Raw genomic sequence first — 20630 nt, 5'->3', positions numbered from 1 at the left:
TTTTTCTCCTTTACATCATGCCCGGTGCGTCAAAGCTGGCTCCATTCACCAGCCGTGAATAGCGGTAAGGCGTCGGATCCACTATTGGGGTAGATTCCGTTGCTAAATCGGCGGCCAGCCTGCCAGCGCCGGGACCGATACCAAATCCATGGCCGCTATAGCCAGCCGAGACAATCAAACCCGGCAGCCGCGGGATGTGGGAGATAACCGGTACGGCATCTGGCGTGCTGTCGATCATTCCGCCCCAGGCCTGCTCAACGCGCACCGCAGACAGCGCAGGGTACTCCTTACGCATCGCTGCCAGGCCCTCCTGCACCATCGCCATATCTGCGGCAGGATCGAGGATACGTACTTTTTCAAACGGCGAGGTCCGGTCAAACTGCCAACGCGCCAGCGACTCCGGGCCGCTGAAGAAGGCCGCCAGCGCCAGCTCGATTTTCAGATTCTTGCGACGGGCTTTAAAAGTGGGATAGAACTGCCGCGCATAGCGTAATCCCTGCGCACCAGGCGTTAATCTGCCCCGGCCAGAAACAGAGACGGTATAGCTCCCATCCAGCTGCGGGCGGCAGGCGAAATCCGGAGTATAGAGCGGAACAGTAATCGCCTGCTCTACCGGTGCTGTGCGAAAGGCGGTACCGATTACATTGCCCAGCGGCAAATCGATGCCGTGGCGGCGGCAAAACATGGAGGTCCAGGCACCGCCGGCACAAATAACCCGGGTAGTCTTGATCATGCCGCGTTCGGTAATCACCCCGCTGACTTTGCCTGCTGAGATATCCAGCCCCCGTACGGCGCACTGCTGAAACAGGGCCGCGCCCAAACGCTGAGCGGCAATAGCCAGCCCCGGCGAGGCCAGCGAAGGCTCGGCGTGCCCATCCGTTGGCGAGGAGACGCCGCCAAGCCAGCGGCTGGTGCTGCCGGGCGTCATCGCTTTTGCCTGCTCACTCGTGAGGATATCGCTGCGTACGCCATACCCTTTTGCCATTTTGCCCCAGTTATCCCAGGCATTGATATCCTCCTGATTCCCGGTGGCGTAAACCAGCCCGGTACGGCGGAAGCCCAGCTCCTCACCGGTCTCCTGCCCTAATTCCGCCCAGCGTTGCAGTGCATAGATGATCAGCGGCAGCTCGCGTTCATCACGGTTTTGCTGACGGCACCAGCCCCAGTTGCGGCTGGACTGCTCGCCACCCACCAGCCCTTTGTCAAGCAGCACCACGCTGACGCCCTGTTTAGCGAGTTCGTAAGCTGCCGACGAACCGGCAATGCCAGCGCCAATAATCACTACATCTGCCGAGTCTGGAAAAAAACGGCTGTCCTGAACATATCGAATGGGTGCGGGCATGCTCTTGTTAACCTCTTATAGCAGTTGTGTCAGGTGACGCTTCACCTGAGCAGTCAAAGCGCAATATCACTGGCGTCGTGCTCATCGAGCCAGCCCTGTCGCAGTTCAGGAACCGCGCGCTTCAGGCGTTCGTAATACAACTCGGTGGAAGGCTTGTCATAATCGGCACGCGCAACCTGGGTAATCATCCGGCCATTCTGCACCACAATAATTTCGTCGCAAACGGAACGGACGGCATGCAGATCATGACTGATAAAGATCACGGAAAGCCCCAGCTCACGGCGGAGATCGGTAATCAAATCCAGCACGGCGGCCGCAACCACGGTATCCAGCGCGGAGGTTACCTCATCGCACAGGATCAGATCCGGCTCCGCCGCCAGCGCACGGGCAAGATTGACGCGCTGTTTCTGTCCGCCGGAGAGCGCCCACGGACGCCGCCAGAGGACATTTCGCGGCAGCCTGACCAGCTCCAGCAGTTCGGCAAGACGTTTTTCCAGCGCCGCGCCGCGTAATCCGTGGAACAGTTTGAGCGGGCGGCTGAGGATAGTCGCGATAGTGTGCGCAGGATTAAGCGCGGTATCGGCCATCTGGAAGACGTACTGAATGCGGCGCAGCTCATTCTCAGACCGTTTTTGCATCTCTCCGGCGATGTAGTGTCCGTTAAAAAGAATATGGCCGCTTGAAGGAGGATTCATTCCGGCGATAGCGTGCGCCAGCGTGGTTTTGCCGGAGCCGGACTCACCAATAATACCGATTGCCTGACCGCGATAGAGTCGGAAGTTGATCGCCGACAGGATAGGGATTTTAGGCTGCCCCTGCTTATTCACCGGACCATAGCCCGCCGAAAGATCCCGCACCTCCAGCATTGGCTGCACGGTTTCTTCGGGCTGAAGCCAGGGAGTAGGACGTGATTTTTGCTTTGCCGCATCAAGCAGCAGGTGGCTGTACTCTGCCTGCGGCGCGCGAAGCAACTGCTCCGTGGTACCGTATTCAGCAATAGCGCCTTTCAGCAGAACCAGAATTCGGTCGGCCATTTGCGCCACCACGGCCAGATCATGGCTGACATAGATCGCCGTCATGCCTCGCTGGCGCACTACCCGACGAAAGGCCTTCAGCACCTCGACCTGAGTAGTGACATCCAGCGCGGTAGTGGGTTCATCCAGAATGACGACTTCAGGATCGCTGATTAACGCCATCGCGGTCATCAGCCGCTGCAACTGCCCGCCGGAAACCTGATGAGGATAGCGTTTGCCGATGGTTTCCGGGTTTGGCAGCGCCAGCTCCCGAAACAGCGCCACAGCTTTTTTCTCCGCTTCGCTGCGGCTCATCAGACCGTGGATCACCACCGGCTCAACCACCTGATCCATGATCTTCATCGCCGGGTTAAACGACGCGGCAGCGCTCTGCGCAATGTATGCCACTTTGTTACCGCGAAAGGCGCACTGCTGCCTGGGCGTCAGCGAGGTGACCTCCGTTCCGGCGATATGAATGCTGCCCTCCGCTATCTTGCAGCCGTGTCTGGCATAACCCATCAGGGCCAGGGCGATGGTGGTTTTGCCCGATCCAGACTCCCCAATCAGCGCCAGCACTTCCCCTTTTTGCACGGTGAAACGAATATCAGAAACCAGCGGGATTTCCCGCCCATCCCCGGCATGAGCAATAACGCGTAAATTCTCAACAACAACTACCGGCGTGGCACTGTGTGGCGTTACGTTCATGCGACCCCCTTTGCCTGAATAAGAGGACGCATCCCCTGCAGGCTGTCAATAAACAGGTTGGCGCCGATCGTCAGGCTGGCGATGGCAACGGCAGGCATCAATACCGCAGGCGAACCGTCAAACAGCCCCTGCAGGTTTTCCCGGACTAACGTCCCCCAGTCCGCATATGGCGGCTGGACACCCAACCCCAGGAAGCTCAAGCCGCTAAGCAGCAGCACAATGTAGACAAACCGCAGGCCGAAGTCGGTCAGCATGGGATGAACCATATTGGGCAAAATATCGTGAATGGCGATATAGAACCTGCTTTCACCCCGCAGGCGCGAGGCCCGCACGTAGTCCATCGACCGCAGGTTGGACGCCATGGCATAGGCAATGCGGTAGGCACCAGGCCAGTAGGTGAAGACAGCCGTGACGATCAGCATCGGTAATGAGGAACCAAATACCGCCACAATCATCAGCGCCAGGATTTTACCCGGCAGGACCAGCAGCGCATCATTGATGCGCCCCAGCACCTCTTCCAGCCAGCGTCCCGCTACCGCCGCCAGCAACGCCAGCAGCGTGCCGGTCAGACTGGCAAGCACCGCAGCGCCCAGCGCCAGACCTATTGAATAACGCGCACCATACAAAATACGGCTGAGCATGTCGCGCCCCAGATAATCCGTGCCGAACCAGAATGCTTTACTCATTCCGCCCAGCATAGGGCCCACGCCGATCTCTTCAAGCTGGTACGGGGCCAGCGAGGTACCAAATACCGCAAGGAAAACCCAACTCAAGGTGATCAGCAGTCCGGCACGGCCGCTGACAGTCAGTGACAGGAAGAAGCGCCAGGGAAGCGTTAAGAGACTCATCAGCCCCTCCATTTTGGATTGAATGCGATAGTCAGAATATCGGCCAGCAGCAGCAGGATCAGATAACACAGGGCGAACAGCATGACGCAGAGCTGCACCACCGGCAGGTCACGGTTGCTCACCGCATCCACCAGCTGGCTCGCCAGTCCCGGATAACTGAAGATGCTTTCAATAATGATCACCCCGCCAAACAGATAAGAGAGGCTCAGCGAGATGGCATTAGCAATTGGCCCGACAGCGTTAGGCAGCGCGTGACGCAGCATCGCGCGCAACGGCGAGACGCCTTTCAGCAGCGTCATCTCCAGATAAGGACTCTCCATCTGGTTGATCAAAGCTGAACGGGTCATGCGCGCCATCTGCGCGACCAGCACGCAGCATAACGTCAGTACTGGCAGCGCGTAGGCTTTCAGATAGCTGACGACGTCCGGCGCTGGCGTGCCCAGCGACATCGCTGGCACCCAGTGCAGCTTCACCGCAAAGAGGATAACCGCGATCGTCGCAACCAGAAATTCCGGCACGGCGACCACCGCCATCGTGCCGACCATCAGACCGCGATCGAACAGCGATCCGCGCTTCATGGCAGCGGTCAGGCCAATTAATAACGCTAACGGGACCGACACCAGCGTGGTGATCCCGGCCAGTTCAAAGGTGGCGGGAATCCGTTGCGCCACCAGCTGTGAGACAGGCAGATGGCTGGCAAACGAAGTGCCGAAGTCGCCGTGCAGCATGCCGCCCAGCCAGCTCAGATAGCGCATCATCAGCGGCTGATCCAGCCCCAACTGCTGACGCAACGCCGCCACAGTTTCCGGGGTGGCATTCTGACCCAGCACCATCTGTGCCGCATCTCCCGGCAGCAGGCTGGTGATGAAGAACACCACGGCCGAGACGATCAGCAGCGTCAGCAATCCGGCGCCACAGCGCCGGGCAATCAGGAAGAGCATGTAGCGGTTCATCGGCATTCTCCTTATCAGGAAGCGAGCCAGGCAAACTCGTGGAAGCGGTAGCCCATCATCATGCCTGATGGCCAGGCCTCAACCCCTTTGACCTTACTGCTGTGCCCGTCGAGGGTACTGATAAAGGTCGGGATAATCGTGCCGCAATGATCGTAAATCAGCTTCTGCATATCGCCGTACATCTGCTTGCGCCTGGTCTGGTCGCTCTCTCCGCGTGCCGCTATCACCAGCTGATCGAACTGGGGGTTTTTCCAGCCGGATTCGTTGTTTGGCGCTTCTGAGAGGTAGAATTGTGACAGCAACAGGTCGATAGTTGGTCGTGGGTTTATCGAGCCATAGCCCAGCGGATCTTTGGTCCAGTGGGTGGACCAGTAGCCATCGTAAGGCACACGCCGTACGGTGAAGTTCATGCCCGCAGAGCGACCCAGTTGCTGGAGCAGCTGCCCGCCCTCAACGGAACCTTCGATATTTTGGGTAGTGATAATCTCGGCCGTAGCCCCAGCCATTCCCGCCTTTTTGAAGTGATATTTCGCTTTTTCGATATCCAGCGGACGCTGTGGAAGATCCTTGTTGTACATCGGATGCCATGGCGGCACTGGCGTATCATTGGCCACCTGACCAAAGCCCTGCATCACAGTTTTTACCATCATTTCACGCGGTTGCAGGTACTTCATGCCGAGCACAAAATCTTCATTGCTGCCCGGCTTGACGTCGGTACGGACAATAAGATTGGTGTACATGCCGGACTTACTCTCCATCACGCCAAACTGGCCGGACTGACGCAGACGTTTTACGTCGTTGGCCGTTAGCGTGGCCACAATATGCAGATCGCCAGACATCAGCGCATTGACGCGGGCTGCCTGATCGGTGACCCCCATCAGCTCCACTTCATCCAGATACGGCAGGCCAGGCTTCCAGTAATTTGGGTTTTTTACGCCAACAGTACTGACGCCAGGGGAGAAAGTCTTGAGTTTAAACGGACCGGTTCCGACAGCTTTACTGAACTCTTTCGTATTCTCCTGCAGGATCAGGAAAGGAGAGGTAGCCAGCACCACGGGAATATCAAAGTTGGGTTGGGTCAGCACCAGTTTGATCTCGGTCGGGCTGACCGCCGTGAGGCTGTCGAACTGCTTCGCCTGGGTGATAGCCGTGGAGGCTACTGCAGGATCTTTATGCCGGTTCAATGAGAAAATGACATCCTGAGCGTTCAGCGCTTTGCCATCATGGAAAGTCACGCCGGGGCGCAGCTTAATCTGCCAGGTGATGCCGTCTGTACTTTCAATCGACTCTGCCAGGGCCGGTTTCGCCACCAGCGATTTATCCAGCTCAGTCAGGCCGCTGTAGAACATAAACAGACGGCAGTAATCCCCGCTGTTACTGCCTTTCGCCGGGTCCAGCGTATCGGTAGCGGAGGCGTTAGCCACGGCGGCACGCATTTTACCTCCCTGAACGGGGGTTTCAGCAGCAAAGCTCATTTCCGGGAAGCCGATCAGGCCTGTACTCATGACTGCCCCAGCTGAAAGCAGTTTCATCATCCCACGCCGTGAAATCGAGACGTCGTTGATAGCCTGCGTTAAAGATGGGGTAACGCGGCTAAATTCTTTACGAAATTTACTCATCTGCACACCCTCAATGACGAACGTTAGATACTCAGGAGAGCCGGTCCTTAGCCTTGTAATACAAGCCCGCAACGGGCAAAAACCAGGGTTTACCAAAATAGCCGGGGACGGCGGGCCAGCTTTCGCGCTGCCAGGGGTTTTCATCACTTTTTTCAGCTACCAGGTCAGCCATGACCCGCCCCATCCACACCGACATCTGGGTGCCGTGCCCGCTGTATCCCAGCGAGTAGAACACCCCTTCGTGCTCGCCTGCATGAGGCAGCCGATCGGCGGTCATATCCACCAGTCCGCCCCAGCAGTAGTCAATTTTTGTCCGTGACAGCGACGGGAATATTTTGGCCATGCCTGCCTGTAGAATTTTGCCGCTGCGCGCATCTGAAGTTGGGCTGCTGACGGCAAACCTCGCGCGTCCTCCAAACACTAACCGGCTATCCGCCGTGGTACGGAAATAGTTGCCAATGTTCAGCGAGGTTACGCAGGTGCGGTTCTGCGGCATCAGGCTGCGCAGCTCCTCAGCCTCTAGCGGTTCGGTGACAACAATAAAGCTGCCGACGGGGATAATGCGGCGCTGGAACCAGTCAAACGGCCCAACGTTGGAACAACCGGTCGCCATCAGCACTTTGTCAGCGACAATATCGCCTCTGGCGGTGCCGACACGGTGGCGATAACCGTTCAGGCGAGTCAGGCTGGTCACCGGCGTCCGTTCAAAAATCTCCGCACCGCTTCTTGCCGCCGCTTCGGCAAGTCCGATGCCAAACTTGCCCATATGCATCTGCCCGCCGCGTTTCTGGATCAGGCCGCCATAGAAGGCTTCCGAGTCGATTTCCCTGCGGATCTCATCGGCGCCAACCAGTTCAACCTCACTGTCCACCGTGCTAAGCAGCGCCTCATAGGTGGCCTTGAGTGACGGGAAATGGGACGCTTTGCTTGCCAGCTTGATTTTGCCCGTACGCAGGAAGTCACAGGCGATCTGCTCGTTTTCCACCAGGCTCTGCACGTAATCGACCGCATCAGCGAAAGCCCGGTAATAACGGCTGGCCTGCTCCACGCCCTGACTGGCAATCAGCGAGGCGAAGTTTTGCGACACGCCAGTATTGCAATGCCCGCCATTACGGGCGGAGGCCTGACTCATCACTTCGGCGGCTTCCAGCACCACCACCTTCAGCCCGCTTCGGGCGAGGCTTAGCGCGGCGGAAATACCGGTAAAGCCCGCCCCAATCACCACCACATCTGCCGTGGAGGGCAGATCGCCTCTTGCTGCCCCGCTAAATGCCGGGGCCGTTGCCTGCCAGAAAGATTCGAGTTTCATCGCCCTGCTCCAGTGCTGATTACAGGCCTACAACGCCCGGAAGGCCGCCAATGTGCTGAATTTCGGTATAGCCATAGAACGGGTTGCCCGGACCGTGCCCGCGGTTAACGAAGACTTTGTGGGTAATACCCAGATCGTGAGCTGTCATCAGGTCATAGCGCAGGCTGCTTGAGACGTGGAGGATTTCATCAGGGGCGCAGTTCAGCTTGTTTAACATATACTCGAAGCCCTTCATCTGCGGCTTATAAGCACCGACCTCTTCCGCCGTAATGGTCATATGGATGGGCGCGCCGAGGCGGGGAACGTGGTGTTTAATCAGTTCATCAGTAGAGTTTGTCAGCAGTACCAGAGGAAACTGTTGCGCTACTTTTGCCAGCCCTTCTGGCACGTCCGGATGTGGACCCCAGGTCGCGCAGGCTGCCATGATCGCCGCACAATCTTCATCGGTACACTCAACGCCCCACTTGTTACAGGTGCGGTAAAGCGCGTTGCCAACTACCTGCGGGTAGAGCCTGAACGCACCCAACACTTCATCCATACGGTAAGCAGAAAAATCGTCGGTAAACGCCTGCATTTTTTCCGGGCTGACCCGTTCAGCAAAGACGCTGGCCGCCGCGCCAGACATGTCGAAATTGATTAAAGTGCCGTAACAGTCGAAGGTAATGTATTTCGGTTTAAACACAGCCATGACGCATCCTCTGTTAATCAGGAGTGAGTGGAGTTTAAAAGTCGATCAGTACGCTCTTGTATCGCTGGCAGGCCTCAAACGCCTGACGGCCTAAATCTTTGCCGATGCCGGATCCCAGGAAGCCGCCGGTAGGAATAATGAAATCACCTGAGCGCCCGTAGCGGTTAATCCATACCGTTCCCGCCGTGATGCCGCGCATAGCGCGCAGTGCCCGATCGATATTTTTGGTGTGAACGCCCGCGCACAGGCCATAAGTAGAATGGGAAGCCAGCGCCAGCCCCTCCTCTTCCTTATCGAAAATCTGGATGGTCAGTACAGGACCGAAGATCTCCTCCTCTACTGCCGGGCTGTCAGCCGGAACGTTAGTCAGCAGCGTCGGCTGCCAGAAATAGCCTTCGCCCGTGCCTTCAAACCGTTTCCCTCCGGCCAAGATTTCCGCGCCCTGCTGCCAGGCCGCATCAACAATCTGCTGCACTTTGCATGCCTGGCGGTGGTCAATCATCGGTGCGTAACGGCTGTTTTCATCCCAGGTGACGCCGGGACGGAAGTTGCCACAAAGATCGATCAATTCGGCAATCAACGCATCGGCAATACCGCGCTGTACAATCAGACGAGTCCCTGCCACACAGGCCTGGCCGCCGTTAGCAGTAAAACCGCGCAGGATACGTCCGGCGACTTCAGCCACCTCGCCAGCATCGTCAAAGACCAGCTGCGGGCTTTTGCCGCCCAGCTCCAGAGTGACCGGCTTCATTCCGTTAAATGCGGCATCACTCATAATGCGGGCACCTGTTACCGTTGAGCCGGTAAAAGAGACTTTGCGGATCAGCGGGTGAGCGACCAGCGCGCTTCCGGTCACGGCACCACCGCCCTGCACGATGTTGAGTACCCCTTTGGGCAAGCCGGCTTCAATTGCGAGTTCCGCCAGGCGCACCGTGGAATAAGGGGTCAGTTCAGAAGGTTTCAGCACCACAGCATTTCCTGCTGCCAGCGCCGGGCCACATTTCCACGAGGCCATCGACAGAGGAAAATTCCACGGCGTAATCGCCCCAATCACGCCATACGGTTCCGGCACCAGCATTCCCAGGCTGGCCTCACGAGTTGGCAGTACGTCCCCGCTATATTTGTCCGCGCATTCGGCATAAAAGCGAATCGCTTCTGCGGTGAAAGGCAGTTCGTGATTGACCACGTCATGCACCGGGCGGGTTGAACCTAAGGATTCAAGCTGAGCCAACCGGGTATCGGAGGCTATCAGATCAGCCCAGCGATTCAGCACGGCCCCTCGCTGACGGGGCGGACAGCTTGCCCAACCGCTCTCTTTTACCGCCCTGTCTGCCAGCGTGACCGCTTCATCAACCATCGCCGGGCTGGCCTCGGTCAGTTCTCCAGCGATCAGGCCATCAGAGGGGCGTTTCACCAGCAGTTTACTGCCGGAACCCATCCTGGATTGTCCATTGATATAATGGCCTTCCGGCAAGGAAACTTTATCTGGGTCGAAACTCAACATGGAAAGATCCTTATATTTATCCGGCCTGTAATCAGCCTGCTTGCTGCTTTCATTTAGCCTGCTAAGTAATTAATCACCGCATCGCTCTTGCTCGCCTTATTCACTTAATGCAGAAAGTATGCCAGCCAGCGAAAAAATAATAATGCGTAAAAATGAGCTGAAAAAAATTTTATGCCGTAATCAAAGCGCAAATCTCACGGATCCATTGAAGGTGTAAATTCATGATTTAGTTAACATTATAAACGCACCATCTCAGGGCGGGATGTTATCAGGCTGCACCATGCCGGAGAGAAAATTTAGCCGATGAGCCAGATATGAAATAAAAAAGGCCCCTCTTCATGAATGAAGAAGGGCCTCTTTACGCAATATTAACGATTATTTTTAATTCAGACTGCCGAAATGAAAGGCTTTTATTTCAAGGTATTCGTCAAGGCCGTGATGCGATCCTTCACGCCCGATGCCGGACATTTTAATTCCTCCAAAGGGTGCGACTTCCAGCGAAATGGCGCCAGTGTTATGCCCAACCATACCAAACTCCAGCGCCTCGCCTACGCGCCACGCCCGGCGCGTATCTTCAGTAAAGAAATAGGCGCCAAGACCATAAGGCGTGTCGTTAGCCATATTCACGGCCTGCTCTTCGGTATCAAAAACAAACAACGGCGCGACCGGCCCGAAAGTTTCTTCATGGGCAATGCGCATTGCAGAAGTGACGTTACCCAGCACGGTAGGTGCCACAAACGTGCCTTCTCCCCGGGTTATTCCGCCGGTGAGAATGGTTGCGCCTTTACTGACCGCATCATCAATATGCGCATTCACTTTTTGCACCGCCGCCGCGTTGATCAACGGTCCCAGCATACTGCCGTCCGTAAAGCCATCGGCAACTTTGAGTTTCGCCACCTCTTCGAGCAAACGCTCAGCGAAGCGGGGATAAATACCGCGCTGCACCAGGATGCGGTTAGCGCAGACGCAGGTTTGCCCGGCGTTACGAAATTTACTCACCATCACCCCACTGATAGCAATCTCCAGGTCAGCATCATCAAACACAATCAGCGGCGCGTTGCCGCCCAGCTCCAGACTGAGACGTTTGATGCTGTCTGCGCTTTGCTGCATTAACAGTTGTCCGATGCGGGTCGAGCCGGTAAAGGAAATTTTGCGGACTGTGCGGCTTGCGGTCAGGGCGGCTCCAATTCCCTGCGGTAAGCCAGTAAGTATTTGCAGCACCCCATGCGGAAAACCAGCGCGTTCCGCCAGCACCATCAGCGCCAGCGCTGAGAGCGGCGTGAGTTCTGAAGGTTTGACAATAATCGGGCAGCCTGCCGCCAGCGCCGGAGCAACTTTACGGGTGATCATTGCAATCGGGAAATTCCACGGGGTAATAGCCGCAGCCACACCCACAGGCTGTTTGATCACCAGAATGCGGCGATCGCCAGTGGGAGCGGGTATGGTTTCACCGTAGATGCGCCGCGCTTCCTCGGCGAACCATTTCACAAAGCTGGCGCCGTAGAGCACCTCGCCTTTCGCTTCGGCCAGCGGTTTGCCCTGCTCCGCGGTCATGATGATCGCCAAATCATCGACATTATCGAGGATTAACTGATGCCATTTTTCCAGCAGCTGCGCACGTTGTGCATTGGGGGTTTTTCCCCAGCGGTGACGTACGGCTTCCGCGCAGGCAATCGCACGCTCCGTCTCCGCGCTCTGTAAAGCGGGAATAGTGGCCAGCGTTTCGCCGGTTGAGGGGTTAATAACCGGGAGCGTCTCCCCATTATCAGCAGACTGCCAGCGGCCTTCCAGACAGGCCTGTTGCCGGAGCAGATGTGGATCTTTTAAGCGTTGAGTAAGCATAACTTCCCCTTTGAGTGATAATTTCACTCTAACGGAAGCGCGGCGGCGAATGCTGCGTTATACGACAAGGGAGAAAGTGAGTGCAGGGGTTTTACCGACAGAAACGAAATTTTATGCTGCGGGAGGCAGACCGACATCTCCGCCCCCACAATCACCAGTCAGCCAGCCTCTGGCACTCAAATCTGAAAGTCCAGCACCGGCTCCTCTGCGGTGACGGAAAGCGCCTGGCGCTTGATCTCTTCCAGTGAGAGGTTGGCATTGCAGAGTTCCAGGAACTGCCAGACGTAGTTGCGCTGCAGCTGCCCACGCTTCAGGCCCAGCCAGACAGTATTGGATTCAAACAGATGTTTGGCTTCCAGCCGGGTCAGCGACGAATGCTGATCTAACTGGCAGGCCTGATCGGCCAGCACGCCCACTCCCAGCCCCAGTTCGACATAGGTTTTCACCACGTCGGAATCCTGTGCACTTAACACAATATCTGGTTTAAGGCTGGCGGCCTGGAAAGCGCGGTCAACGCGGGAACGGCCCGTGATCCCCTGCCGGTAAGTGATAAGAGGGTAGCGGCTCAGGGCAGCAAGGGATACCGGCTGCTGCTGCTCCAGCTCATGGCCTTTGGGAACCAGCAGCGCATGGTGCCAGTTAAACCAGGGGAAGGCTGCCAGCGCCGGGTTATTCACCACCTGCTCGCTGGCAATGCCCACATCCGCTTCGCCCGCTGCCAGCATTGCGACGATCTCCTGCGGCGATCCCTGATTCAGTTCCACGCGCACGTTTGGATAGAGCGCACGAAACGCTTTAATCACTCGCGGAAGGCTGTAACGGGCCTGCGTATGAGTGGTGGCGATGGTCAGCACACCGCTGGATTCGTTAGTAAAGACATCCGCCAGCCTGCGTACTTTGCCCGCTTCATCCAGGATGCGTTCAGCAATAGTTAACAGCGCTTTACCCGGCTCTGTCATACCCAGCAGACGTTTCCCGCGGCGAATAAAAATCTCCACGCCCAGTTCATCTTCCAGATCGCGGATATGGCGGCTGACGCCAGATTGCGAGGTGAACAGCGTGTTTGCCACTTCGGTGAGATTGAAATCGCAGCGTGCCGCTTCTCTGATGATCTTAAGTTGCTGAAAATTCACGCGGACACCTCTTCTGTTATCTGTTGGTTTACCTCATGTTAAGGAGGCGGATTGATATCAACAAATAATAAAAAAAGGTTTTATATGCTTTTAAGTGCTAAGAAGTGAGGCGCGCTGCTGCGCGCCCGACAGGGGGAATTAGCTCACTAACATCAGTTCACGATCTTCTACTACCGGCTTATTAAGCAGGGAGAGAAGAATATTTTTTACGGCCTGTGCGGAAGGGGAAAGCGGCAAGCGGGCTGACACGTTCAGCGACAGCGGCAGATTCAGCGTTGGGCTGTTGATACGCGCCATCCAGGCATTGGTGGAACTGACCAGCGCACGGGCGGCGGATTCGGGTAACACGGTCACACCCATTCCGCTGGAGACAGCGGCAGTCAGCGTAGCGATAGATTCAATTTCGCCAATAATGCGGGCGCTCAGACGACGCAGTGAGAACGCTTCATCGACACGTTTGCGAACCGCGCTGTAGTCTCGCGGCAGGAAGAGATTCATCAGAGCGACGTCCGCCAGATCAATATTCTGTCCGGGACATTCGCTGGCGCCAACCAGATAAAGTTCTTCTTTCATCAGCGGCATGCTGGTAATGCCCGCTGTAGGCGCACGATCGTATAACACTGCCATGTCAAGCTGCCCATTCATCACTTTTTCGTTTAATGAGGCGCCGCTGTTTTCATGCAGATAAACCAACACATCGGGGAATTGCTCGCGCACAGTTTGCAGTAAAGGCATGGTCAGACTGGAGGCTGCGGTGCCGGGGGCCAGGCCAATTGAAACCTGACCATTTAAAGACTGTCCGGCATTAATGACTGCCGTTTGCGCCTGTTCACACTGACGTAAAATGGTACGGGCATGAGAGTAGAGGATCTTGCCAGCTTCAGTAGGCGTCACGCCTCGCTTGGTGCGGATCAACAATTGCTGGTCCAGTTCATTCTCAAGCGTAGCGACCTGCTGACTGAGCGCAGGTTGCGCAATATGCAGGACTTCTGCGGCCTGGGTCAGACTGCCGATATCGACGATTTTAACGAAATATTTGAGTCGTCTTAAGTTCATGTTGCCTCCGTCACGGATCCCCGCGTGCCATTTTTAGTGGCGATAAGAAATAAGTTTTCACTCTGGTGCAGAGGGGTAATTGCAAGGGGCGTGCCAGATTTTTCTTAAGAGCTGACCAGGGCATCAGCTTATGGCTAACAGGCCGAAAAATAAGAGAATCTGATTACTCCTTTAGAGGTAGCGACAATTTTTCACTGACGGGAGGTCGGATGACCCAGTGGTTTTGCACCGTGATGGTGCAAAATATGCTGTTCTGCTGTGCATGTAATCGTTTTCACTGCTGTAAAAAGGGCCAGACTGGTAGGCCTGGCCCTGAATGTTGCAACAAGCGGCTCAGCGTTTGCTGCGGTTGCGATACATATCTATAGAAACAGCAGCCACAATAATGATGCCTTTAATAATGTCCTGCACGTAAGCATCCACGCCAACAAAGGTAAACCCGCTTTTAATCAACCCCAGGATCACCGCCCCGATCAGCGTACCGGTAATGCGGCCTACGCCCCCCATCAGACTGCTGCCGCCGATAACCGCTGCAGCGATGGCATCCAGCTCGTAGGACATCCCCATGCTGGATTGTCCGCTGCTGACGCGGGCAGCCAGCACCACGCCTGCCAGCCCGGCAAGACCGCCTGCGATGGTATAGACGATAATCAGGTACTTATTAACCTTGATCCCTGAGACTTTCGCGGAGGTCATGTTGCCGCCGATAGCGTAAACATATTTACCGTAGCGAGTATGCTTCAGAGCGATATGGAAGATAACCGCCACCACCAGGAAGATAATAACCGGCATCGCGCCCTGACCGATGGAGGTAAAGCCGTCAGACAGGAAACTGATGGGATTTCCCTGCGTGTAATACTGTGCCAGACCGCGAGCCGACACCATCATGCCCAGCGTGGCTATAAAAGGGGGAATGCCGGTTCGGGTTATCAATACGCCGTTAATCACACCAGCGAGAATCCCCACCCCTATCCCGGCAACGATAGGCACCACCGCAGGCATATTTACCAGCGAAGGATAGACTGGCGACAGGCTGTCTGAGGTCTGTGCCAGGCTGGCCGCCACAACAGCAGCTAAAGCGATAATCGACCCGGACGAGAGGTCAATACCGGTGGTGATAATGACCTGGGTCACGCCGACCGCAATGATACCGATAATGGCGACCTGCAAAATGATCAGCACCAGACGGTTTGGGTTCATCAGGAAGGATTGATCCCGCACATACCAACCGAACGCCTCAAAGATCAGCGCAATCCCCACCATCACGATAAAAATACCGGTATCTTTAGGCATTCTGCCTTTCAGGTTACTGAATACGGATGCCGACGGAGTCGGTTGTTGAGTAGTCATTTTTACGTCACTCATAGGGTTACCTTACGTCCTTACTCGGACGCCAACGACAAGATGGTTTCCTGGTCAGCCTCTTCTTTACTGAGGATGCCGGTGATACGACCGCCGTGCATAACCATGACCCGGTCACTCATGCCCAGAATTTCAGGCAGTTCAGAAGAGACCATGATGATGGCAACGCCGCGATTCGCCAGTTCGCTTATCAGGCGGTAGATCTCCGCCTTGGCGCCTACATCGATGCCGCGCGTTGGCTCATCGAGGATCAGGACTTTAGGCTGCGCCAGCAGCCAGCGGGCAATCAGCACCTTCTGCTGGTTACCGCCGCTCAGGTTATTGATGATTTGATCCATGGTCGGCGTTTTGATGTTCAGCCGCCGGATCTGATCCATGCAATCTTTCGCCATCTGGACATGGCTGACAAAGCCCCCTTTACTGCTGTATTCCGGCATGTTGACGATGCTCATGTTCTCCATCACCGACAGCACCAGAAACAGGCCGGACTTTTTGCGATCCTCCGTCAGGAATGCAAGGCCCTTTTCGATCGCCGTTGAAGGCGAGTCAATTTTGGTCGGCACGCCGTCAATCAGGATCTCTCCGCCGTCAAGGCTGGTCATGCCGAACAGGCTTTCCATCACCTCACTGCGCCCTGCGCCAACCAGCCCCGCCACGCCCAGGATCTCGCCACGCCGCACGCTGAAGTTGATGTCATGGAAAACATCCTTGCGGTGCAGGTTACGCACCGTCAGCACATCGGCACCGATATCGTTGTTGAATTTTGGGAACAGTTGAGTCAGTTCGCGCCCCACCATCTGGGTAATCAGTGACTGACGCGAGTAGCTGGCGGTAGTGTCGCTGCCAACCCAGGCGCCATCACGGAATACGCTCACTTCATCGGTGATAGCAAAAATCTCATCCATCTTATGGCTGATATAGATGATTGCTTTGCCCTGCTCGCGCAGGTCACGGATGATGGCAAACAGATGCGCGACTTCCGTTTCGGTCAGCGCCGAGGTCGGTTCGTCCATGATCACCACATCGGCATTCCAGGAGACAGCTTTGGCAATCTCCACCATCTGCTGTGAAGCAATACTCAAATCGCCTACCATCCGGTCAGGAGAGAGACGGATATTCAGCTTGCTCAGCAACTCTTTGGTCATCCTGTTGAGCCTGCCGTGGTCAACAAAACCAAACTTCATCGGCTCACGGCCTAACCAGATATTCTCCGCCACGGTCATATGGGGGACTAAGTTCAACTCCTGATGGATCATTGAGATACCGGAACGCAACGCGTCCATGGTATCCATGAACTGCACCGGCTCCCCTTTAACTTTTATTTGTCCCTCATCGGGACGGTAAATCCCGATGAGGCATTTCATTAAAGTGGATTTGCCCGCGCCATTTTCGCCCATCAGCGCATGGACTGTTCCTGTCTTCACGCGTAAAGAGACATTATTCAATGCCTTTACGCCGGGGAAAAACTTGCTGATGCCTTCGGCTTCAAGCGCATATGCGGCCATGCTTCACCTCCGTACGGCGGGGTTATTTTTGGTTCATGCTGGTAAATTTGGTGTAGTTATCTTTGGTGATCAGCTGGAACGGGATATCGACGACCTTCTGCACTTTCTCACCGTTAGCCAGCTTCACTGCGGTTTTTACCGCCCCTTCACCCTGGCCTTTTGCATCCTGGAATACCGTGGCGACCATTTTTCCGTTCTTGATCATCTGCAGCGCATCGGGCGTACCATCCACACCGGCAACCATTACGTGAGCGTTATTTTTGCCCAGAGCCTGCAGTGCGCCGATAGCCATCTCGTCGTTATTTGCGGCAATGGCCTGGATATCGTCGCCAGCGGTTAACCAGTTGCTCACCACGTCTACCGCATCGTTACGCATAAATTTTGCGGTCTGTTCCTTGGTGACTTTCATTCCGGGATATTTTGCAATCACAGCCTTTACACCCGCAGTGCGTTTACGGGTGGATTCGTTAGCCAGATCGCCCAGGAGAATGGCGATGTTGCCCTTGTAGTTCATATTTTTTGCCAGGGCTTCCATCTGCAGACGGCCAGCCAGTTCAGAGTCGGAACCAACATAGGCCATTTTGTCGCCGAGTTGCTGGGCAGGCTGACGGTTGACGAAGATAAGGGGAATCGACGCTTTCGTCGCCAGATCGATGATTGGCTTCACTGCGTTGGTATCAACCGGGTTGACGATAATGGCATCGACGCCCTGACCGATAAAGCTTTGCACCTGCGAGAGTTGCTGAGCAACATCCCCTTTCGCGTCTTCAATCTGCCCTTTTACATTCTCTGTCTGCATCTCTTTCTGCATAGAAGTGCGCAGAATAGTCAGGAAGTTGTCATCAAAAAGCGCCATTGACACACCGACCTGCAAATCTTTGGCAAAGACGGAAACGGGTAACATACACACTAACAGCGACGCTAAAATCGTTTTTTTGACGTTCATGGCTAAGCCCTTTTTATCGTTAGTATGCGCAGGCTGGCTGGACATCGAATGAAAAATATCTTTTACATTCACTCAACTTCACCGACGGCTTAATTAAATTACAGGGGAGAAAGTGTTAAAGGTAAGACCAGATCAGGGTGGTTGCTCCTGTGTTTATTTTCAATTTAAATCAGTCAGTTAATTTCAAACTCACGTTTCATTTATCGGGCAATGCGATCGCCATCACGCCCGGCAGTTCATTTGTTTCAAAACAAAGTTATTTGAAATTTTCAATATGAAAGCACCGAAACGCCTGTTTTAAAATCAACAAATAACAAAAATTTGACACACCTCTAACATCGGTGAAGGATTCCGATCAAAGTGAGATCTGGCGCAAGAGATTGAAGGTTGCACAATGGCAGGTGAAATCGCCAATTCGCTGGTTTTGCCAGCAAACGCACAGGAATTTTGCATAAGGGCTTTGACATCAGAGTGCGCTGTCGATAACATGCGCCCCGTTGAAACAATTCCTCTGTAGTTCAGTCGGTAGAACGGCGGACTGTTAATCCGTATGTCACTGGTTCGAGTCCAGTCAGAGGAGCCATACATAGAAAAGCCCGCTCAGGGAAACCTGAGCGGGCTTTTTGCTTTCGTGCCCGGTGCCCAGGCCTGTGTGGCTTTGATGCAATCAGTGAGTGTGAAAACAGGCCCGATGCATTTTCAGTTTTCCTTCCGATCCGGGAAAATTTGGTGGTCAGATTTGGGGCCATTTCAGTTCGATTAAGGAGTGACCATCATATGTCCCTTAACGACTCAACAATCCGCAAATTAAAACCACCCGCAAAACCCTTTAAAATTTCCGATTCTCATGGCCTGTACCTTTTAGTCAATCCAGGCGGTTCACGTCTCTGGTATCTCAAATATCGTATCAATGGTAAAGAATTCGCCTCGGCTTAGGTGCCTATCCCGATGTTTCTCTGGCTTACGCCCGACAGCAACGTGTTAGCATACGCAAGCTGCTGACGCAGAATATCATTCCAGCACAGCAACGTATCGCAGAGAAAGCTGCCCGCTCACCGAAAAAAACGTTTAAGCACGTTGCATTAAGCTGGCATAAAAGCAACAGAACATGGTCACAGAACCACTCCGCCCGTCTGCTTGCCAGCATAAACAATCACATCTTCCCCGTGATTGGACATTTGCCGATAGCTGAACTGAGACCTTCGCACTTTATCGACCTGCTAGCAAAAGGTCTGCTGGAAGTCGCTGCACGTACCCGGCAGCATATGTGCAGAATCATGCGGCATGCCGTGCATCAGGGGATGATTGAGAGCAATCTGGCCTCGAATCTCGAAAGTATCATCGCAGCACCGGTTAAACGACACTACCCCGCCCTGCCGCTGGAGCAGTTGCCCGGACTACTGGAGCAGAAAGGAAAAATTGGTTTTACCCGCAAAAGGATTTTTAATCACTTGTCGTTATAAAAAACGAGGGTGCTGTAATGACAGCCCCTTATTCAACTGACATAAAAAGCATCAGCTCAGAATGGCTTCCAGTCGGGCCAATACTTCATTCACGACAGTGTCAGGTATACGTTCCAGTCGCTTGCCGTTCCGGGCGCCCATATCAATGGTTCTGGGCTGATCACAGCGAATAACGCCCGTTGTTTTTGTTCCCGCCCCGTCCAGTGAAACGGTAAAACCGGCTGTGCGGGCAAAGTTTCCGCCGCTGGTCACAGGTACAACAACAGGCAGTCGGGTCAGCTTGTTGAACGATGCAGGAGAAACAATGAGTACCGGACGTTTTCCGCTTTGTTCATGACCGGCTATCGGATCAAGTGAAACGAGCCAAATTTCTCCTCTGTCCATTTACAGGATCTCCTTGCCTGCCGCAGGCGCATCGATCCATTCCCGATCCTCCACGCTTATTTCAGCATGCGGATCGCATTGTGCCAGCAGTTCGTCGAGCGAATAACGAGGGCGTTTTTGCGGTTCAATAATCAGGCAGCCATTATCAATGGTCATGCCGACTTCGCTGTCCGTAGACAGCGCCAGCGTTTTCAGCACGGCGGGAGGGACTGCCAGCATGACAGAGCCGCCGACTTTTTTCAGGCGAGTTGTATACATAGAGCACCTCCTAATATTATATTTTAATATAACATTTACGGCAGGGGATGCACAGTTATTCATCAGATTCATTGTGATTTCCTAAGCGTAATAAAGCGTGAAGAAAGCCTTAATCTATCGAAGGACAGTCCGGCAGTTTTCAAAGGCGGCATTGCCGGTAAAACGGCGACCATCCTGATAGATCAGGCGCTTCTTTCAGGTCATGAAGCATTTCGTGCAGGCGGGCGCTTAGTTCGTGGTAAGAAGGTCGATAATAGAAAACTGTTTTTGCGGTTCAAAGGATTATGACAAATCAGATAAACGAAATGCGGCGCAGCTTCCGTATCCGGCTGCGCCGGAGGAACATCAGCGATAGCATGAAGGCCAGATTTTTTCAGGCGCAACATTTAACACTTAAGCAATCAATCTTTCGCCTTTGGGCCAGCGGCGGGTAAGCGCATTTGCCAGTGTAGAAGATGCCAGTCCTGCCTGACGCGAAAGCGCTGACAGTGAAGTGCCACGTTTTTTCAGCCCGGCGATAATATCGGCAGGATGCCAGTCAGACTGCATTTTATCTGTTTTTCATTGCATTCCATTGGTGGTCATTCTGGTGGTCTTGACAACCCGAATTTCTATCTTCCCAATCAGCCATTTACCAGCAAAGGCGCTCCCAGTCAGAGGAGCCATACATAGAAAAGCCCGCTCAGGAAATCCTGAGCGG

17 protein-coding genes, 1 tRNA gene and 1 pseudogene are annotated in these 20630 nt (G+C 54.7%); 2 read left to right on the top strand and 17 right to left on the bottom strand.

The window, feature by feature from the left end; translation table 11 throughout:
• Nucleotides 1-10 precede the first annotated feature (10 nt).
• The 14 genes from SD961_RS15825 to SD961_RS15760 form a co-directional block, all read right to left on the bottom strand.
• Entirely contained in the window at nucleotides 11-1342 is a 1332-nt protein-coding gene (locus SD961_RS15825; RefSeq protein ID WP_318791298.1) for an FAD-binding oxidoreductase, read from the bottom strand.
• 53 nt (nucleotides 1343-1395) lie between these two features.
• Nucleotides 1396-3060: an ABC transporter ATP-binding protein gene (locus tag SD961_RS15820; protein WP_318791297.1), complete on the bottom strand. Its 1665-nt coding sequence runs from the start codon at nucleotides 3058-3060 to the stop codon at nucleotides 1396-1398.
• Nucleotides 3057-3908, bottom strand: a complete 852-nt coding sequence (locus tag SD961_RS15815; protein ID WP_318791296.1) for an ABC transporter permease — start codon at nucleotides 3906-3908, stop codon at nucleotides 3057-3059. The genes SD961_RS15820 and SD961_RS15815 overlap by 4 nt, the downstream gene beginning before the upstream one ends.
• The gene (locus SD961_RS15810) at nucleotides 3908-4861 is read right to left on the bottom strand and encodes an ABC transporter permease (protein ID WP_318791295.1); all 954 of its coding nucleotides are present in this window, start codon (nucleotides 4859-4861) and stop codon (nucleotides 3908-3910) included. The genes SD961_RS15815 and SD961_RS15810 overlap by 1 nt, the downstream gene beginning before the upstream one ends.
• Before the next feature lie 14 nt (nucleotides 4862-4875).
• Nucleotides 4876-6480, bottom strand: coding sequence for an ABC transporter substrate-binding protein (locus SD961_RS15805; RefSeq protein WP_318791294.1), 1605 nt, complete (start codon nucleotides 6478-6480; stop codon nucleotides 4876-4878).
• Nucleotides 6481-6511: 31 nt separating this feature from the next.
• A complete protein-coding gene (locus SD961_RS15800) occupies nucleotides 6512-7789 on the bottom strand; it encodes an FAD-binding oxidoreductase (RefSeq protein ID WP_318791293.1) in 1278 nt (425 codons plus the stop codon).
• A 19-nt stretch (nucleotides 7790-7808) separates the two neighbouring features.
• Complete coding sequence (locus SD961_RS15795; protein ID WP_318791292.1) at nucleotides 7809-8477, bottom strand: haloacid dehalogenase type II; 669 nt, start codon at nucleotides 8475-8477, stop codon at nucleotides 7809-7811.
• A gap of 34 nt (nucleotides 8478-8511) precedes the next feature.
• The gene (locus tag SD961_RS15790) at nucleotides 8512-9981 is read right to left on the bottom strand and encodes an aldehyde dehydrogenase family protein (RefSeq protein WP_318791291.1); all 1470 of its coding nucleotides are present in this window, start codon (nucleotides 9979-9981) and stop codon (nucleotides 8512-8514) included.
• A 381-nt stretch (nucleotides 9982-10362) separates the two neighbouring features.
• On the bottom strand, nucleotides 10363-11823 hold the full coding sequence (locus tag SD961_RS15785) for an NAD-dependent succinate-semialdehyde dehydrogenase (RefSeq protein ID WP_318791290.1): 1461 nt from the start codon (nucleotides 11821-11823) through the stop codon (nucleotides 10363-10365).
• Nucleotides 11824-11999: 176 nt separating this feature from the next.
• On the bottom strand, nucleotides 12000-12956 hold the full coding sequence (cbl, locus tag SD961_RS15780; RefSeq protein ID WP_318791289.1) for an HTH-type transcriptional regulator Cbl: 957 nt from the start codon (nucleotides 12954-12956) through the stop codon (nucleotides 12000-12002).
• A 138-nt stretch (nucleotides 12957-13094) separates the two neighbouring features.
• Nucleotides 13095-14012 (bottom strand): nitrogen assimilation transcriptional regulator NAC, encoded by a 918-nt coding sequence (gene nac, locus SD961_RS15775; RefSeq protein WP_318791288.1) that lies wholly within the window; start codon nucleotides 14010-14012, stop codon nucleotides 13095-13097.
• A gap of 333 nt (nucleotides 14013-14345) precedes the next feature.
• A complete protein-coding gene (locus SD961_RS15770) occupies nucleotides 14346-15377 on the bottom strand; it encodes an ABC transporter permease (RefSeq protein ID WP_318791287.1) in 1032 nt (343 codons plus the stop codon).
• A 17-nt stretch (nucleotides 15378-15394) separates the two neighbouring features.
• The gene (locus SD961_RS15765; protein WP_318791286.1) at nucleotides 15395-16879 is read right to left on the bottom strand and encodes a sugar ABC transporter ATP-binding protein; all 1485 of its coding nucleotides are present in this window, start codon (nucleotides 16877-16879) and stop codon (nucleotides 15395-15397) included.
• Nucleotides 16880-16901: 22 nt separating this feature from the next.
• Nucleotides 16902-17825 (bottom strand): sugar ABC transporter substrate-binding protein, encoded by a 924-nt coding sequence (locus SD961_RS15760; protein ID WP_318791285.1) that lies wholly within the window; start codon nucleotides 17823-17825, stop codon nucleotides 16902-16904.
• Between the two features lie 507 nt (nucleotides 17826-18332).
• On the opposite strand from SD961_RS15760, the gene SD961_RS15755 reads away from it, so the two are divergent.
• Together SD961_RS15755 and SD961_RS15750 are read left to right on the top strand one after the other, a co-directional pair.
• A tRNA-Asn gene (locus SD961_RS15755) sits at nucleotides 18333-18408 on the top strand.
• A gap of 194 nt (nucleotides 18409-18602) precedes the next feature.
• A pseudogene (locus SD961_RS15750) lies at nucleotides 18603-19228 on the top strand (tyrosine-type recombinase/integrase); the annotation flags it as partial.
• 111 nt (nucleotides 19229-19339) lie between these two features.
• On the opposite strand, the gene SD961_RS15745 reads toward SD961_RS15750, so the two are convergent.
• The 3 genes from SD961_RS15745 to SD961_RS15735 form a co-directional block, all read right to left on the bottom strand.
• Entirely contained in the window at nucleotides 19340-19672 is a 333-nt protein-coding gene (locus tag SD961_RS15745) for a type II toxin-antitoxin system PemK/MazF family toxin (RefSeq protein WP_318791284.1), read from the bottom strand.
• Entirely contained in the window at nucleotides 19673-19930 is a 258-nt protein-coding gene (locus tag SD961_RS15740; RefSeq protein ID WP_318791283.1) for an antitoxin, read from the bottom strand.
• A gap of 393 nt (nucleotides 19931-20323) precedes the next feature.
• The gene (locus tag SD961_RS15735) at nucleotides 20324-20479 is read right to left on the bottom strand and encodes a helix-turn-helix domain-containing protein (RefSeq protein WP_318791282.1); all 156 of its coding nucleotides are present in this window, start codon (nucleotides 20477-20479) and stop codon (nucleotides 20324-20326) included.
• Nucleotides 20480-20630: the final 151 nt, after the last annotated feature.

The sequence above is a fragment of the Erwinia sp. MMLR14_017 genome (genome assembly GCF_033657285.1).
GTDB lineage: Bacteria > Pseudomonadota > Gammaproteobacteria > Enterobacterales > Enterobacteriaceae > Erwinia.
Note: the sequence above shows the minus strand (reverse complement) of the source record. Positions and strands in the feature narration are given on the sequence as shown.

Bases quoted from the DNA above. Each gene is read 5' to 3' on its own strand.
- SD961_RS15760 (WP_318791285.1), bottom strand. From the start codon at position 17,825: ATGAACGTCAAAAAAACGATTTTAGCGTCGCTGTTAGTGTGTATGTTA.
- SD961_RS15815 (WP_318791296.1), bottom strand. From the start codon at position 3,908: ATGAGTCTCTTAACGCTTCCCTGGCGCTTCTTCCTGTCACTGACTGTC.
- SD961_RS15790 (WP_318791291.1), bottom strand. From the start codon at position 9,981: ATGTTGAGTTTCGACCCAGATAAAGTTTCCTTGCCGGAAGGCCATTAT.
- SD961_RS15805 (WP_318791294.1), bottom strand. From the start codon at position 6,480: ATGAGTAAATTTCGTAAAGAATTTAGCCGCGTTACCCCATCTTTAACG.
- SD961_RS15810 (WP_318791295.1), bottom strand. From the start codon at position 4,861: ATGAACCGCTACATGCTCTTCCTGATTGCCCGGCGCTGTGGCGCCGGA.
- SD961_RS15745 (WP_318791284.1), bottom strand. From the start codon at position 19,672: ATGGACAGAGGAGAAATTTGGCTCGTTTCACTTGATCCGATAGCCGGT.
- SD961_RS15825 (WP_318791298.1), bottom strand. From the start codon at position 1,342: ATGCCCGCACCCATTCGATATGTTCAGGACAGCCGTTTTTTTCCAGAC.
- SD961_RS15735 (WP_318791282.1), bottom strand. From the start codon at position 20,479: ATGCAGTCTGACTGGCATCCTGCCGATATTATCGCCGGGCTGAAAAAA.
- nac (WP_318791288.1), bottom strand. From the start codon at position 14,012: ATGAACTTAAGACGACTCAAATATTTCGTTAAAATCGTCGATATCGGC.
- SD961_RS15795 (WP_318791292.1), bottom strand. From the start codon at position 8,477: ATGGCTGTGTTTAAACCGAAATACATTACCTTCGACTGTTACGGCACT.
- SD961_RS15800 (WP_318791293.1), bottom strand. From the start codon at position 7,789: ATGAAACTCGAATCTTTCTGGCAGGCAACGGCCCCGGCATTTAGCGGG.
- SD961_RS15820 (WP_318791297.1), bottom strand. From the start codon at position 3,060: ATGAACGTAACGCCACACAGTGCCACGCCGGTAGTTGTTGTTGAGAAT.
- SD961_RS15770 (WP_318791287.1), bottom strand. From the start codon at position 15,377: ATGAGTGACGTAAAAATGACTACTCAACAACCGACTCCGTCGGCATCC.
- SD961_RS15740 (WP_318791283.1), bottom strand. From the start codon at position 19,930: ATGTATACAACTCGCCTGAAAAAAGTCGGCGGCTCTGTCATGCTGGCA.
- SD961_RS15765 (WP_318791286.1), bottom strand. From the start codon at position 16,879: ATGGCCGCATATGCGCTTGAAGCCGAAGGCATCAGCAAGTTTTTCCCC.
- SD961_RS15785 (WP_318791290.1), bottom strand. From the start codon at position 11,823: ATGCTTACTCAACGCTTAAAAGATCCACATCTGCTCCGGCAACAGGCC.